General features: G+C 72.5%; 16 protein-coding genes and 1 tRNA gene. 7 read left to right on the top strand and 10 right to left on the bottom strand.

Features of this window, described 5'->3' with window-relative positions:
- Positions 1-31 precede the first annotated feature (31 nt).
- Positions 32-1450 (top strand): sensor histidine kinase, encoded by a 1419-nt coding sequence (locus tag ACIRG9_RS30565; RefSeq protein WP_402863651.1) that lies wholly within the window; start codon positions 32-34, stop codon positions 1448-1450.
- Positions 1451-1539: 89 nt separating this feature from the next.
- On the opposite strand, the gene ACIRG9_RS30560 is transcribed toward ACIRG9_RS30565, so the two are convergent.
- The 3 genes from ACIRG9_RS30560 to ACIRG9_RS30550 all read right to left on the bottom strand — a co-directional run bounded on the left by ACIRG9_RS30560 (position 1540) and on the right by ACIRG9_RS30550 (position 5136).
- Entirely contained in the window at positions 1540-2940 is a 1401-nt protein-coding gene (locus ACIRG9_RS30560) for an N-acetylmuramoyl-L-alanine amidase (RefSeq protein WP_402863648.1), read from the bottom strand.
- A gap of 129 nt (positions 2941-3069) precedes the next feature.
- A complete protein-coding gene (locus ACIRG9_RS30555; RefSeq protein WP_402863645.1) occupies positions 3070-4617 on the bottom strand; it encodes a tetratricopeptide repeat protein in 1548 nt (515 codons plus the stop codon).
- Between the two features lie 48 nt (positions 4618-4665).
- Positions 4666-5136, bottom strand: a complete 471-nt coding sequence (locus tag ACIRG9_RS30550) for a MarR family winged helix-turn-helix transcriptional regulator (protein WP_402863642.1) — start codon at positions 5134-5136, stop codon at positions 4666-4668.
- Positions 5137-5186: 50 nt separating this feature from the next.
- Here ACIRG9_RS30550 and ACIRG9_RS30545 point away from each other — a divergent pair, with 50 nt between their 5' ends.
- Together ACIRG9_RS30545 and ACIRG9_RS30540 are read left to right on the top strand one after the other, a co-directional pair.
- Positions 5187-5708, top strand: a complete 522-nt coding sequence (locus ACIRG9_RS30545) for a VOC family protein (RefSeq protein WP_402863640.1) — start codon at positions 5187-5189, stop codon at positions 5706-5708.
- A gap of 24 nt (positions 5709-5732) precedes the next feature.
- Positions 5733-6644, top strand: a complete 912-nt coding sequence (locus ACIRG9_RS30540) for a hypothetical protein (RefSeq protein ID WP_402863637.1) — start codon at positions 5733-5735, stop codon at positions 6642-6644.
- Here ACIRG9_RS30540 and ACIRG9_RS30535 read toward each other — a convergent pair.
- The 3 genes from ACIRG9_RS30535 to ACIRG9_RS30525 form a co-directional block, all read right to left on the bottom strand.
- Positions 6604-7128: a potassium channel family protein gene (locus ACIRG9_RS30535; protein ID WP_402863634.1), complete on the bottom strand. Its 525-nt coding sequence runs from the start codon at positions 7126-7128 to the stop codon at positions 6604-6606. The genes ACIRG9_RS30540 and ACIRG9_RS30535 overlap by 41 nt on opposite strands.
- Before the next feature lie 104 nt (positions 7129-7232).
- A complete protein-coding gene (locus ACIRG9_RS30530; protein ID WP_402863631.1) occupies positions 7233-7688 on the bottom strand; it encodes an RrF2 family transcriptional regulator in 456 nt (151 codons plus the stop codon).
- Positions 7689-7695: 7 nt separating this feature from the next.
- A complete protein-coding gene (locus tag ACIRG9_RS30525) occupies positions 7696-8607 on the bottom strand; it encodes a helix-turn-helix transcriptional regulator (protein WP_402863628.1) in 912 nt (303 codons plus the stop codon).
- Between the two features lie 163 nt (positions 8608-8770).
- Between ACIRG9_RS30525 and ACIRG9_RS30520 the strand changes: the two genes are divergently transcribed.
- Positions 8771-9547, top strand: a complete 777-nt coding sequence (locus tag ACIRG9_RS30520) for a glucose 1-dehydrogenase (RefSeq protein ID WP_402863625.1) — start codon at positions 8771-8773, stop codon at positions 9545-9547.
- Positions 9548-9622: 75 nt separating this feature from the next.
- Here the strand turns inward: ACIRG9_RS30520 and ACIRG9_RS30515 are convergent, their stop codons facing one another.
- Positions 9623-10054, bottom strand: a complete 432-nt coding sequence (locus tag ACIRG9_RS30515; RefSeq protein WP_007457244.1) for an SsgA family sporulation/cell division regulator — start codon at positions 10052-10054, stop codon at positions 9623-9625.
- A gap of 273 nt (positions 10055-10327) precedes the next feature.
- Between ACIRG9_RS30515 and ACIRG9_RS30510 the strand changes: the two genes are divergently transcribed.
- The 3 genes from ACIRG9_RS30510 (at position 10328) to ACIRG9_RS30500 (ending at position 11842) form a co-directional block, all read left to right on the top strand.
- Complete coding sequence (locus ACIRG9_RS30510) at positions 10328-10894, top strand: TIGR02611 family protein (protein ID WP_402863622.1); 567 nt, start codon at positions 10328-10330, stop codon at positions 10892-10894.
- 61 nt (positions 10895-10955) lie between these two features.
- Positions 10956-11030 (top strand) — tRNA-Val (locus tag ACIRG9_RS30505).
- Between the two features lie 314 nt (positions 11031-11344).
- Positions 11345-11842: a nucleoside deaminase gene (locus ACIRG9_RS30500; RefSeq protein ID WP_402863719.1), complete on the top strand. Its 498-nt coding sequence runs from the start codon at positions 11345-11347 to the stop codon at positions 11840-11842.
- A gap of 84 nt (positions 11843-11926) precedes the next feature.
- Here the strand turns inward: ACIRG9_RS30500 and ACIRG9_RS30495 are convergent, their stop codons facing one another.
- From ACIRG9_RS30495 to ACIRG9_RS30485, 3 genes are all read right to left on the bottom strand, one after another.
- Positions 11927-12091, bottom strand: coding sequence for a hypothetical protein (locus ACIRG9_RS30495; RefSeq protein WP_402863619.1), 165 nt, complete (start codon positions 12089-12091; stop codon positions 11927-11929).
- 93 nt (positions 12092-12184) lie between these two features.
- A complete protein-coding gene (locus tag ACIRG9_RS30490; RefSeq protein ID WP_402863616.1) occupies positions 12185-12724 on the bottom strand; it encodes a hypothetical protein in 540 nt (179 codons plus the stop codon).
- A 202-nt stretch (positions 12725-12926) separates the two neighbouring features.
- Positions 12927-13517, bottom strand: a 591-nt coding sequence (locus tag ACIRG9_RS30485) for a hypothetical protein (RefSeq protein WP_402863613.1), incomplete at its 5' end; no start/stop codon positions are given.

The raw sequence follows: 13517 nt of genomic DNA, 5'->3' as shown, positions 1-13517 counted from the left end.
CCTGCTGACACTCGGCCTGCGGGCCCGGCTGATGGTGCTCGGCGTGTTCGGGCTCAGCGTCGGGTTCGCGCTCGGCGGGGTGCTGCTGCTCGGCGCGCTCGGCTGGACCCTGCAACGCACGATCGACGCCGAGGCGTTCCAGACCGCGGACGCGGTCGCGCGGCTGGCCGCCGAGGACAGCCTGCCCGATCCGCTGCCGGTCGCCGGTGGCCAGCTGCGGGTGCAGGTGGTCGACGCGCAGGGCCGGGTGCGTGCCGCCTCCATCGACGCCGACCGGCTGGTGCCGATGCTCCGTTCCGACCAGCTCCGCGCCGGGCAGCGCCAGCGCCTCCTCGAGGACGGGCGGCGGGTCGGCCTCAGCGGCCCGGTGCGGGTGGTGACCGTACCGGTGGGCACCCCGGACGGACCGCTCACCGTGCTGGTCGCCAAGTCGATGACCGATGTCCGGCAGAGCCTGGACGTGGTCCGGACCCTGCTGCTGGTGGGATTCCCGCTGCTGGTCGCCGGGCTGGCCGTGGTCGCCTGGCGGGTGGTCGGCGCGACACTGCGCCCGGTGGAGGCGTTGCGCAGCGGCGCCGCCGAGATCACCGGGCGGGCCGGGCCGGGGCAGCTGCCCGTACCGGCGGCGCAGGACGAGATCCAGCGGCTGGCGGTCACCCTCAACGACATGCTGGACCGGCTGGAGGCGTCGCGTGCCCGGCAGCGGGCCTTCGTCGCCGACGCCGCGCACGAGCTGCGCAGCCCGCTGACCAACATGCGTACGGAGCTGGAGGTGGCCCGGCGACTGGGCGGCGCGACGGACTGGCCGGCGGTGGCGGAGAACCTGCTCACGGACACCGACCGGCTGGCCCGGCTCGTCGACGACCTGCTGCTGCTGGCCCGCGTCGACGAGCAGTCGGCCCGGCCGGCCGGACACCCGTCGCGGGTGGTGGGCCCGGTGGAACTGGGCGAGCTGCTGCGTGCCGTCGCCGGCCGCTACCCCACCCCGCCGGTGCGTGTCGCGCCGTCCCCCGGGCCGCTGTGGACCGAGGGTGACCCGGGGGAGTTGCGCCGGGTGCTCGCCAACCTGGTGGAGAACGCGTTGCGGCACGCGCACGGCGAGGTGCTGCTGGCGGTCAGCGGCCCGCACCTCGACCCGCCGGTGCCCGGCCAGCGCGGGGCGGCGCCGGCGGGCGGGGCGTACCACCTGGTGACCGTGACCGACGACGGGCCGGGCATCCCGGCGGCCGACCGGGAACGGGTCTTCGCCCGGTTCACCCGGCTGGACGACGCCCGGGCCCGGGACGCCGGCGGCACCGGGCTGGGGCTGGCCATCGTGCGGGAGCTGGTGCGCCGGGCCGGCGGCTCGGTGGAACTCGCCGACGCCGTGCCCCGGGACCCGGCGACGACCGGGCCGGGGCTGCGGGTGACGGTGCGGCTGCCGGTGCTGGACGCCCCGGAGACCGACTGACCGTGCCCGCCCGGGCCGTGACCTGCACCTGCCGGGCCGCCGGTCCCGTCGCCCCGGCAGGTCGGCGAGGCGACGGGACCGGTACGCAGTCAGCAGCGCGGCACGTTCGGGATGAAACCGCTGTGCCCGGTCAGCACGTACGCGTCGGCGACGTACTGGTTGGTGCCGATCCGGTTCCAGACGTTGCTCGTGCCGTACGTGCCGGTCACGCTGGTGCCGGTGGTCTGGCAGTAGATGCTGACGGTCGCGCCATGGGCGACGGAGCCGACGACGGAGTAGCCCGTTCCGGGGCCGGAGCGGACGTTGAGGGTCCCGCCACCGGTGTTCACGGTGCCGCTGCCGATGCCGGTCACGCCGTTGACCAGCTGCATGTAGTACGTCCAGTTCCAGTACGGGCCGGGATCGGTGTGCGTCGCGCTCGGCACCTCGATGTGGCCGATGATGTGCGCGCGGTCCTTCGGGATGCCGTACTTGTTCGCGAGGCTGCGGGTCAACGCCGCGGACGCCCGGTACATGGCGTCGGTGAACCAGCTCGGGTCGTCGACGTAACCCTCGTGCTCGATCCCGATGGCCTGGGTGTTGTAGGTCCAGTTCCCGGCGTGCCAGGCGATGTCCTTCTCCCGGACCGACTGGGTGAGGGCCCCGTCCGAGGAGCGGAACGTGTAGTGCGCGCTCACCTGCGACGACGGGTTCTGGAACCAGCTGACCGAGCCGGCGTAGGAGCCCTGGGTGACGTGGATGACCACGTAGTTGATCCGGTAGTCGGTGGGGCGGTTGGCCACCGTGTAGTTGCCGGAGTAGGCGGGCGCCCAGGCGGCCGGCCCGTAGTCGGTGCTCAGGGTGCCGATGCCGCCCGTGCCGAGGGCCGGCACCTTGGCCAGCTCGCCGCGCTGCGGCGCGGTCGGCCGGCCGGTGACCGTCACCGTGCCGCCCCGGCCGGCGGTGAATCCGGTGCCGAGCAGGCCGTAGACGGTGTCCGCGTAGAGCCGGGCGACCGACGGGCTGGTCGCGCCGCCGTACCGGGCGACGGCGGCGTACCACCGGCCGGCGTCCCGGCGGTCGGTGATGGTCAGGCCGGCCCGGTCGGCGTACGACCGCAGCACGGCGGCGGCTCCGGTGATGTTCGCGGCCGGGTCGGTGCGCAGTGCCGCGCGGTCGAGCCCGGTCAGGGTGGCCGCCTCGTCGAGGGTGTGCACGGCCGGGTTGCTGGTGAGGTGCATCGGGCCGTAGCCGCCCGACGCGCTGGGTGCGCCGCCGTGCCCGTCCAGCCGGGTCTCGGCGTAGCCGAGTGCGACGAGCAGGTCACGTGGCACGTCGTACCGGGCGGCGGCGGTGTCGAAGGCGGCGTTCAGCGGGCTGCCCGCCGGGCCGGCGGGTGCGGCCAGGGCGGGCCCGGCGCCGAGAGCGGACTGGGCGGACAGGCAGAGGGTCAGCGTCAGCAGTGCGCCGACCAGGCGGTCCGGTCGACGCAGGGGGAACCGAAAGCGCACCGTAGCTCCTTTTCGGATGGCCCGGTCGGGGCCGGGTGGCCGTACGGTATACCGTGACGTCTGTCGATGTATAGATTTTGCGGCAGGATCACGCAACGTGGCGACAACCTTCAGGGGTGCGGCGGCCGGTCAGCCCCGGCGGGTGCAGACCGGAGCGGCCCGGGCCACCGTGTCGGTGGACCAGACCACCGCCACCGTGAAGCAGTAGTCGGTGCTGCGGTTGAGCCCGTAGGCGGTGTAGCTGTCGGTCCCGGCGGGCAGTTCGAGGAAGGTGTGCTGCTGCTGCCCCGAGCGGCCCCCGGCGACCACCACCGGCCCCTCCGCGCCGGTCGGGTACGTCCAGTCCAGCACGATGCTGTCCCGCCGGTCGGTCAGCCGGACCCGTCCCGGCGGGGTGCCGGAGGAGGCGGCGGGCGCGGCGTTCGGCGTGTCGGTGGGGGTGGGGGCGCCGCCGGACGGCGTACCGGTGGTGCCGGGCCCGGGACCCGCGGTCTCGCGTGGACGGTCCACCCGGGACACCCCGGCGATCACCGCGATGGTGCCGAGCAGCAGCGCCACGATCACCCCGGCGATCACCAGCGGCAGCCACGGGTTGGCCCGCGCCGCGGGCGCCGGCGGCCGGGGCACGTGCACCGGCAGGTAGCGCGGCGGCGACTCGGGCTCGGCGGCACGCGGCACCTGGCGTACGCCCTCCGGCTCGCCCTCGGCCAGCCCGACGACCGTGGGCGGCAGCGCGCTCTCCTCCGGCCGCCAGGGCTCGTGGGCCGGCTCTTCGGGCGGCCACGAGAAGTCGTCGAGCGGGTCGTCGGCGGCCTCCGGCGGGGTCCGCGGGTTGGGCACGCTCGGGTGGCCGCCCTCGGCCCGGTCCGGTGGTTGATAGAGCGGAGCCTCGGGGAGGATCGGCTCGGGCGGACCCTCGGCGGCCGGTGGGACCCGGGCGGCGGGCACGACCGGCGTCTCCCGGGCCGGCGGCTCCGGCGTGGCGCAGGCGTGGTCCGGGTCGGCGGCGGCCCGGGCCAGCCCGGCCACCTGCGCGGCGAGCGGGTCGTCGGCGGGCAGGTGCAGCCGGCACAGCTCCTCGGCGAGCGTCAGGTGCTCGTGGGACTCGGTGTACCGGCCGCAGTCGCGTTCCATCGCGCCGAGCTTGGCCAGCATCTTGATGCCGCTCGGGTGGCCGTCGCCGTACACCTCGCGGTGCAGTTCCCAGGTGTCCTGCAACCGGTCGCGGGCGACGTCGCACTGGCCGCGGGCGTATTCCACAGTGGCCAGGTCGGCGTGGGCGGCCAGCACCCGCTGCGACTCCGGGCCGTCCCGGGCGGTCAGCTCGATGATGACCTCGGAGTAGAGCCGGGCGGCCCGGGCGTCGGCGCCGACCCGGTGCAGCACCGCGGCCAGGGTGGCGGCGGAGGTGACGGTGCGCTCGTCGGAGCGGCCGTACAGCCGGGTGGACGCCGCGTACGCGAAGGCGGCCCAACCCCGCGCGGTGTGCGGCTCGCCGAGGGCGACCAGCACCCGGGCCTGGAGCCCGGCGGCCTCGGCGAGCTCGGGGGAGGCGTTGGCGGGATGCGGGTCGGCGTCGGTCAGCGCGTCGGCGAGCAGTCGTTGGGCCCCGGCCAGGTCACCCTCGGCCACCAGGTGGTGCGCCTGGACAGTCAGTTCACCGAAACCGGAGGTCACGCCCCATCGTGCTCGTCCGGCGACGGTAAGTACAAGCCCCGATGTGGATCAGTTTGGTCGGGATGCGGTCAGGTGGTCGGCCAGTGTCTCGCTGATCCGGCGGAGCTGGTCCACCTGCGCGGGGCTCAACGCGTCGAACAGGTGCCGGCGTACCCCCTCGACGTGGCCGGGCGCGGCGGCGGCCAGGGTGGCGAAGCCGGCGTCGGTGAGGACGGCGATCTGTCCCCGCCGGTCGGTCGGGCACTCCTCACGGCGGATCCAGCTCTCGGCCTCCAGCCGGGCGACGGCGTGCGAGAGCCGGCTGCGGGACGAGCCGGTGGCGTCGGCGAGCTCGCTCATCCGCAGCCGCCGGTCCGGGGCCTCGGAGAGCCGGACCAGGATCTCGTAGTACGCGTGCGGCATCCCCGCGTCGCGTTGCAGCTCACGGTCGAGGGCGTCCATCAGTGCCCGGGAGGCGGTGAGGAAGGCGCGCCAGGTTCGCTGCTCGTCGGGGTCCAGCCACCTCGTCATGGCGTCCATCATACCGCAACTTGTTGAACGCTCAACCAAATCGCGCTACCGTGGGAGCCATGGGAATCCACCGCCTCAACCACGCCGTCCTCTACGTCCGCGACCTCGAACGCAGCGTCGCCTTCTACCGGGACGTGCTCGGCTTCCGCCCGATCCCGATGACGCCCGACGGCTTCCGCGGCGCCGCGTTCCTCCAGGCGCCCGACTCCACCAACGACCACGACCTCGGCCTGTTCGAGATCGGCACCGCCGCCGGCCCGTCGCCGGCCGGCCGGGCCACCGTCGGCCTCTACCACCTCGCCTGGGAGCTGGACACCCTGGACGAGCTGGCCGCCACCGCCGAGCGGCTGGCCGCCGCCGGCGCCCTCGTCGGCGCCTCCGACCACGGCACCACCAAGAGCCTCTACGGGCAGGACCCGGACGGCCTGGAGTTCGAGATCGTCTGGCTCGTCCCGGCCGACCTGCTCGACGACGACGCCCTCGCCGCCCGCAAGCGGATCGGCCGGCTCGACCTCGACCGGGAGCGGCAGCGCTACGGCGGCCAGACCCGCGGCGGGGTGGGGATCTCCGTCCCGGCCTGAACACCGGTGCGGTAGAACGTCAGGATGTCAACCGACGCCGTCCTGCGTGAGCTGCTCGTCCGGCAGCTCGACCACTGGCTGCCCGCAGCGCTGCACCGCTCCCGGCGGGCCACCCTCGCCCTCGCGTACGCCGAAAGCGACACCGCGGGCGCGGAGGCCGCGCTCCGTGTGGTGGCCGAGTTCGCCGACCGGCTGCACGGGCGGCGGCTGACCGTGCTGGTGCTCGCCCCCGACGGCACGGAGCTGCCGGCCCGGCTCGGCGCGGTCGAGGCGACCCTGCCGGCGGAGGTCGCCGTGCACGTGGTCCCCGGCAACCCGGACCGGCTGCCGGTGGCGCTCAAGGCCGCCGGCGCGGCGGGTGCCCCGCTGCTGACCGTGGTCGACGGTGGCGACCCCGACCCGGCCCTACTGGCCGCCGCCGCCGCGTCCGGCCGTCCGGCCGAGTTGCTGCTGGTCACCGAGCCCGGCCCCGCGCTGCGGCCGCTGCTGGCCAACGCCGGGTTCCCGCTGGCCACCGAGGTGGAACTGGTCCCCGCCGCCGACGCGCCGGCCCGGCTGCTCGGCTACGCCACCGGCTCCGACCGGTCGTTGGAGGCGCTCAAGGACGCGCTCTGGGCCCTCGACGAGTACGCCGGGGTGCGCTACCGGGACCCGGCCGACCCCGCCGGCCGCCCGGTGGACATCACCCTCGACCCGGAGCCCGGCCCGCTGCGCCGCGAGCTGCTCGCCGAACTCGCCCGCTCCGGCCCGCGTACGGTGACCGAGCTGCGCCGCTTCGCGGTCACCTCGACGGTGTACCGGGCCGCCGACGCCAACCGGGCGCTGACCACCCTGCTCACCGCCGGCACGGTCATCCGAGAGCCCGAGCACGGCCGGCTCGGCGGGGACGTGGTGATCACCGCCGCCCCGGGCGGGACCGCTGGGCCAACTGCCTGACCACGATGGAGGCGCCGGTCGCGATCACACCGATGCTGAACAGCATCTGCCCGCACACCACCACCCGGGCGACCTGCCCCTGCGCGTGCACGTCGCCGTACCCGACGGTGGTGATCGTGCTGAGCGCGAAATAGAGGGCGTCCACCCGGGTCCGCAGCCCGACGAACTCGCCGACGCGGTTGGTGGCGATGACGTAGTCGCCGAGGGCGAAGGCGAGCACCCCGGCGACCAGCGCGACCGCGAGGCGGATCAGCGAACGGGTCGCCACCTCGCCGGTCGGCGCGGCGGGTGCGAGCTGATCGCGTACCTGCCGGGTGATCGCGACGGCGACGGCCACCACCACAACCACGGTGCCGATCGTGCGCAGGACGAGGCGGACCACGTTCGGGTCGTGCGCCAGAGGCACGAGGAAGTACGCCGCGAGCAGCAGCAGACACGCCACCAACGCCCGTCGACGCTCCCGCCGGTACGTCCCGTCGGCCATGCGGCGATTCTCCGCCCCCACCCGGGCCGGATCGGTGGGAACGACCGAGCCGCTCGGACGCCACGCCCCGGGGCCGGTCCTGCCGACCGGTCGAGGGCCTCCCGTCAGCGGGGCTCCCAGGCGTCGGGGCGGGCGATCAGCCGGCGTACGTGGCCCGGAAGCTTCCCACTGACCATCTCGGCCAGACTCACCTCGTCGACGACCTGCCGCACGGCGGCGCGGACCGCCACCCAGAGCCGGGGCAGGTTCTCCGCCGCGCCCTCGTACCGGGTCTCCTCCGGGCGCAGCCCGCGAACCCCGGCCAGCGGGCCGTCGACGGCCCGCAGAATCTGCCCGATGGTTGTCTCACGCGGCGGCCGGGCCAGGGTGTACCCGCCCTCGGCGCCGCGCTGGGCCCGGACGATCCCGGCCCGGCGCAGGTCGGCCAGCACCGCCTCCAGGAACTTGCGGGGCATGTCCTGCTCCGCCGCGATGGCCTGGGTGGACAGCAGGGTCGGGTACGCCGTGGCCAGGCTCAGGGCGGCCCGGACCGCGTAGTCGCCGCGCGCGGAGATCTGCACCCTGCCATCATGCCGGGCCGGACCGGACGGGCGAGTCGGCGGGCGGACGGGGACGCACCACTCCGACGGGCAGCGGCTGCTCGCGGGCGGCCCGGAACGCACCCGGGCTCACCCCGATCTCGCGGGTGAAGAAGCGGCCGAAGTTGGTCGGCTCGGGGAAGCCCAGCCGCCGACCGATCCCGGCGATCGACTCGTCGGTGGCGGCGAGCAGCCGACAGGCCTGCAACGCGACCCGGTCGTCGATCATCTGCTTCGCGCTGCGCCCGGTCACCGCCAGGCAGGCACGGGTCAGCGTACGCACCGAGCACCCGATCCGGCCGGCGTAGTCCTCCACCCGGCGGGTGTGCGGGTAGCCCCGTTCCACTTCCCGGCGCAGCCGCTTGAAGGTGTCCGTCTCCGGGCGGGGCGCGTGCCCGGGAGCGCCGGGCAGCAGGGTCAGCCGCAGCAACAGCACGGCGAGCTGGTGGCGCAGCAGCGCCGTGGCGGCCGGCACCCCCGCGTGGCGCTCCGCGTCCACGGCCAGCTGGGTCACCTCGCTGATCACCGCGTCCTCGTCCTCCCCGGCGAGCTGCCGATACGCCGGCACCGCCTCCGGGTCCACGCCGAGGCCGTTCAGCGTTCCGGTGCCCCAGCGCACCACCGTCGCGTCGAGCTGCGGGCCGAGGCAGCGCAGCACCTGTCCGGGGCGGGCCCGCAGCAGCGCGCCGGGCCGGCAGGGCAACGCCCGGAAATCCAGCTCGGCCCTGCCGTGACCGCCCGTGACCAGGATCAGCAGGTCGGCGTCGAGCAGGACCGGGCGGGGCCAGCCGGGCTCGGGCGCGAGGTCACCGAGCGCACCGGTGGCGATGTCGTCGGTGTCGTAGTCGGGGGTGGGCAGGTCGGTGCGGGTGGCCTGGGGGAGCTGACCGGGAGTGACCATCGCCCCGACGTTAACCGCCGACGGCTGATGTTGCACTTCGGCGGATTCGGGCATCAGGGACGGGTCTTGTCGCCGGGGACGCTGGCCGGTTAGGTTACCGATCGGTAGTGCCGCGGTCGCGCCGGACCGGCCCGCGGTCCCGCCGACTCGCGATGGGATGGACATGACGGATCTGTTCTCGGTCGAAGGCAAGACGGTCCTGGTCACCGGCGGCTCGCGAGGGATCGGGCTGATGATCGCCCGAGGGTTCGTGCGGGCCGGCGCGAAGGTCATCATCTCCTCGCGCAAGGCCGACGTCTGCGAGCGGGTGGCCAAGGAACTGTCCACCGAGGGGCACTGCGCGGCGATCCCCGCCGACCTGAGTGCCGACGACGGCGCGCTGGGTCTGGCCGCCGCCGTCCGTGAGCGCACCGACCGGCTCGACGTGCTGGTCAACAATGCCGGCGCCACCTGGGGTGCGCCGCTGGAGGCGTACCCGGAAAGCGCCTTCGACAAGCTCTGGGCGGTCAACGTCAAGGCCGTCTTCCGGCTCACCACCGCGCTGCTGCCGGCGCTGCGCGCGGCAGCCGGCGCTGACGACCCGGCCCGCGTGATCAACATCGGCTCGATCGACGGCCTCCGCGTGCCCTGGATGGAGGTGTACGCCTACTCGGCGACCAAGGCGGCCGTGCACATGCTCACCCGCAGCCTCGCCCACCAGCTCGCCGGCGAGCAGATCACGGTCAACGCGATCGCGCCCGGCCCGTTCGAGAGCAAGATGATGGCCTTCGCCCTGGACGACCCGGCGTCCCGGGCGGCGATCGAGCAGCAGGTGCCGCTGGGCCGGATCGGCCGTCCCGAGGACATGGCGGGCACCGCGATCTACCTGTCGTCCCGGGCCGGGGCGTACCTGACCGGGGCGGTGATCCCCGTCGACGGCGGCATCACCACGCACGGCTGAGTCGGGGCGTACCCGGGCGGTGAGTTGCCGGAGCCGCGCGGACTCGGCAGATCCGCGCGGCCCGGGTGTGCGTCGTCAGCGGCCGGCGAGCAGCCGGTTCACCGCCGTGTCGACGTCCAGGTGCTCGGCCTCCCGGCCGCGCGGGACGACGACGTAGGTCCGGCGCAGGAAGCGCACGAGGACGCTGCGCGGGACCTCGAAGAGGGCGTTGCCGTCCGGGGACGACAGCGCGAGCGCGACGAAGTCGCCGCGCGGCGTGGCCCATGGCCAGACCCGGACGTCGCCGATGCCGGCCGGCTCGTCGAGCCCGGTGACCAGCAGTTCGCGGGCGAACGACCAGCTCACCGCCTCACCGCCGGCCGATTCGGCGTGGAACAGGACATGGACCGCATACGGGTCAGCAGGGTCGTAACGCAAGCTGGCACGCACCGGCAATGCGGTGGCGTCAGGCGCGACGAGCCTTAGCGACGTCTCGACCTCTACGGTCGTCGGTCGAATCACACTCATGGACGTTCTCCCCCCGGCACCGCTGCGGAACGCGCGTGTCCCGCTTTTCCCATACTCAGGTGCTACTCCTGGCTACGCTCCGCCATACGCTGACTTCACCCAGTGGTGGGAAGGGGGTCGGGAACGCCTACGAGAATGTGAAAATTCTTGTAGAATTCCCTGTTCGCCCAGTTCCGTGGTCCCGCCCGGCAACGGGTGGTTCAGTCGTCGACTTACTCCGGTAACGTCCAGTCCTCAACGTGGGTGACGGTCCGGGGCGACACTGGGGTGGAAATGGTCACGATGGGTTCCTCAGTGGAGCAGGGGAGCGCGGCCGACCCGCCGAAAGGAGCGGCCCGAGCAGCCGAAAGGCGGGGGTGTGAGGTGCCTGTGGAGCACGGTGAGCGGGGCGCCGGCGAGAGCACCGGAGACGCCTCCGGCGTCGCCGTCGAGCCGCGGCCCCGAGGACGCTGGCGGGACCGGGTGCACACCACCCTCGACCTGATCCGGGCCAACCCCACCGGCCGGATCGCCCTCAAGATCTCCATCGCCGTCGCCGGTGCCATCGTGGTCACCGTCGGTATCGCCCTCATCCCGCTGCCCGGCCCCGGCTGGCTGATTGTGATCGGCGGGCTCGGCATCTGGGCCCTTGAGTTCATCTGGGCCCGCCGGCTGCTCACCTTCACCCGGCGAAACGTGCAGGCGTGGACGCGCTGGGTGCTCCGACGGTCACTGCCGGTGCGCTTCCTGCTGGGCGCGGTCGGGCTGGTGTTCGTGGCCGTGGTGCTGTGGCTCTCGCTCAAGTACAGCCTCGGCATCGACGTGGTGGCGCGGGCGCTGCACTACCTCGCGACCCACTGACGACCTGCCGACCCCGGATTTTTGGTCTGGGTTCTCGATCGGGTAGAGTCAACGGCGCTGAGGGCGATTAGCTCAGCGGGAGAGCGCTTCGTTCACACCGAAGAGGTCACTGGTTCGATCCCAGTATCGCCCACCACGGATATTTGCAGGTCGTGAGCCCGTTACCGGAACAGCCGGTAGCGGGCTTTCGCGTTGTTGCCCCTTACATTGGTAGCAGCTTGGGAGCAGTGGCAACCGGCTCGCGGTCCTGACCTCGGGGAACGCGGCATTCCTCCATCGTTCAGCAACATGCTCGTCGATCCCGTCGACGACGTCACGGTAGCGTCCCTGGTTGGCCACGCCGATGCCCAACCGGTCGTCCATCGTTTCCTCCGACGGTCGGCCCTGCTCGCGGTTGGGCGGCGATCAGGCATCGTGGGCGGATGACTCGCACTAGACGCGCAAGATGAACTGTTCCTCGCAAGGGCAATCGAGATTTCGCGGCGCGCGCTGGAAGACGAAGGTAAGACTCCGTTCGGTGCCATCGTCGTCATATCGGGGCAGGTCGTCGGTGAAGGCACCAGCAGCGTTGTCGAGCTGCGAGACCCAACCGCACACGCCGAGGTCATGGCCCTACGCGACGCTGGCAGCAAGCTAGGGCGGCACCTGTTCGAAGACGCCGTCATGTACGCCAGCAGCGAGCCCTGCCCCATGTGCCTCATGGCCTGCTACTGGGCGCGCATCCCCCGCCTGATCTTCAGAGCCAGCAGCCACGACGTAGCCACGTACGGCTTCGAGACCTCCAGTTCTACCGGGAGGTTGCCCAACCGGCTGAGCGCCGGTCACTGCGTGAAGAGGTCGCCGAAGGAGCACTCCGGGACCAGGCCGTCAACGTACTACGCAAATGGGCCGCCATGCTGCCCTCGCCGGCCGAGCCCAAGTTCTGAAGGCCCTGCCAGTCCCGTCTAGGCAAGCGGTGATAGGTCCGATTCGTACTTGCTGCGATGTCTGGATCGTGGCGGACGAGGGAGCCGCCGCCGAACGAGATGGCCGTCAGCCACGCGGGGTGTGAGTCCGCCGGTGACCCAGCAGGACGAGGGTTGCGACGAGACTCACGAGCCCGGCGATCTGCCAGAAGCGGGCGTCGGCAACTTCGTTTGGGGTCTCGGGGGCGATGAGGCCGCTGGGATCGACCAGAACGGTCATCGTCTCGCCCACGGCGAATTCGTCCGAGTATCGACACCCGAAGCAACCCAGTCGGGCCCAACCGTGCAACTGCAACCGCGCGGAGCGCGGCAGATGCGTGCATCGTTATCGCCGATGTGCTGCGAGGTGCTCATGAAGTCGGCTCACCGCTCCCCACAGGTAGTAGGCGGGGAGTCCTCGCTGTAGCCCGGACCGATAGATCCCGGCTCCCGCGCCTGGCAGAACATCACCGAGATGCCGAGCCTGGACGGCCTGGGCCTTGCGGAACAGCTCCCCGACGGTGAAGGCATTGCCGTTGTCCGCGGCAACTCGAACCCCCGCCTTGGTGCCTCCGCCGGGTCCGAACGGCAACAAGTAAACCTGGGACGCACTCAGCTCTGCCCTAGCGTCGGTGACCCGACCGGTATCGCCCGAGGACCACGTCATCGCCACGTCCTGAACGGCGGCGAACGGCAGGTCAGGCCGGTGCACCGCCATCTCGTCGGCTGTCAAGGGCACCGTTCGCAGATGTGTCGCCTTCTCTTCCACTGCGGACACGCTGGTGACGTAGTGGCGCTTGATCGCTGCGAGGTCTGCCAGTCCCCATGCCTCGAGGTGTGGCCACCAGGCGTCATACATGACGACATCGCTGTCGCGAAGAAGCACCCGGTTCGGTCTGTCTCGTGCGGGAACCGGAACACGGCCCCCGGCTCGATGTCGGCTGCCTCCACGAGCGCAGCGTAGCCGCTTGGATCTGAATCCGTGTTGCCTGCCGGGTCGCGATGCACTGTTCTCGGCACGACCGTGCGTTCGACCTCACCATGCCTCGTCACGCAACGTGGCGCAGGGCCGGCAGTAGATGCGGATGCTATCCACCGGGTGCGAAGAGGTCCTCACGGCTGAGCACGGTGCAGCCGAACATCTCGCCGAGGACGGTTCGCTGGTGCTCAGTCAGCGGATTCGCGAACACCACCGCCCCTACCTGACTCGCCCGACATGCATTGGCGACCTCGCGGGCCTTGCCCGCGCTCAGCAATGTCCGCCGCGAGAACGGAGTGGCCATCTGGTCCGCACCGCCGTGCGAGACACCGCGGCGCTGAACGTGCCGGCCCACGACCTGCGCACCGTACGCCTCCACCGCCGTGGCCAAGTGGTCTAGCTTGGTGTCCATCTCGGTGTCTTTCGCCGAGAACAGGCCCGCGAGTAACACCTCGGCACCCGCCAACACTCGGTTCGTCGACTCCGCCCGGCGTTGGATCACGCAGGCAATCATGTCATCCCCCGACCCCGCCGGGCGCGCGCTCATCGGCACGACCGCGCGCTCGACCTCACCGCGCCTCCTCACGCAAAATGGCGCCCGGCCTGCGGCAGAAGCGGATGCTGGGCAAGACCCGGGCAAGACCCCGATCTGCTCGTGCACGAGGCATGATGGGCGTTCATGGGCACCACCGACCCGTAC

The organism is Micromonospora sp. NPDC093277, from assembly GCF_044765245.1.
GTDB lineage: Bacteria > Actinomycetota > Actinomycetes > Mycobacteriales > Micromonosporaceae > Micromonospora.
The sequence above is the reverse complement of the archived record's forward strand: the minus strand, read 5'-3'. Positions and strand labels throughout refer to the sequence as shown.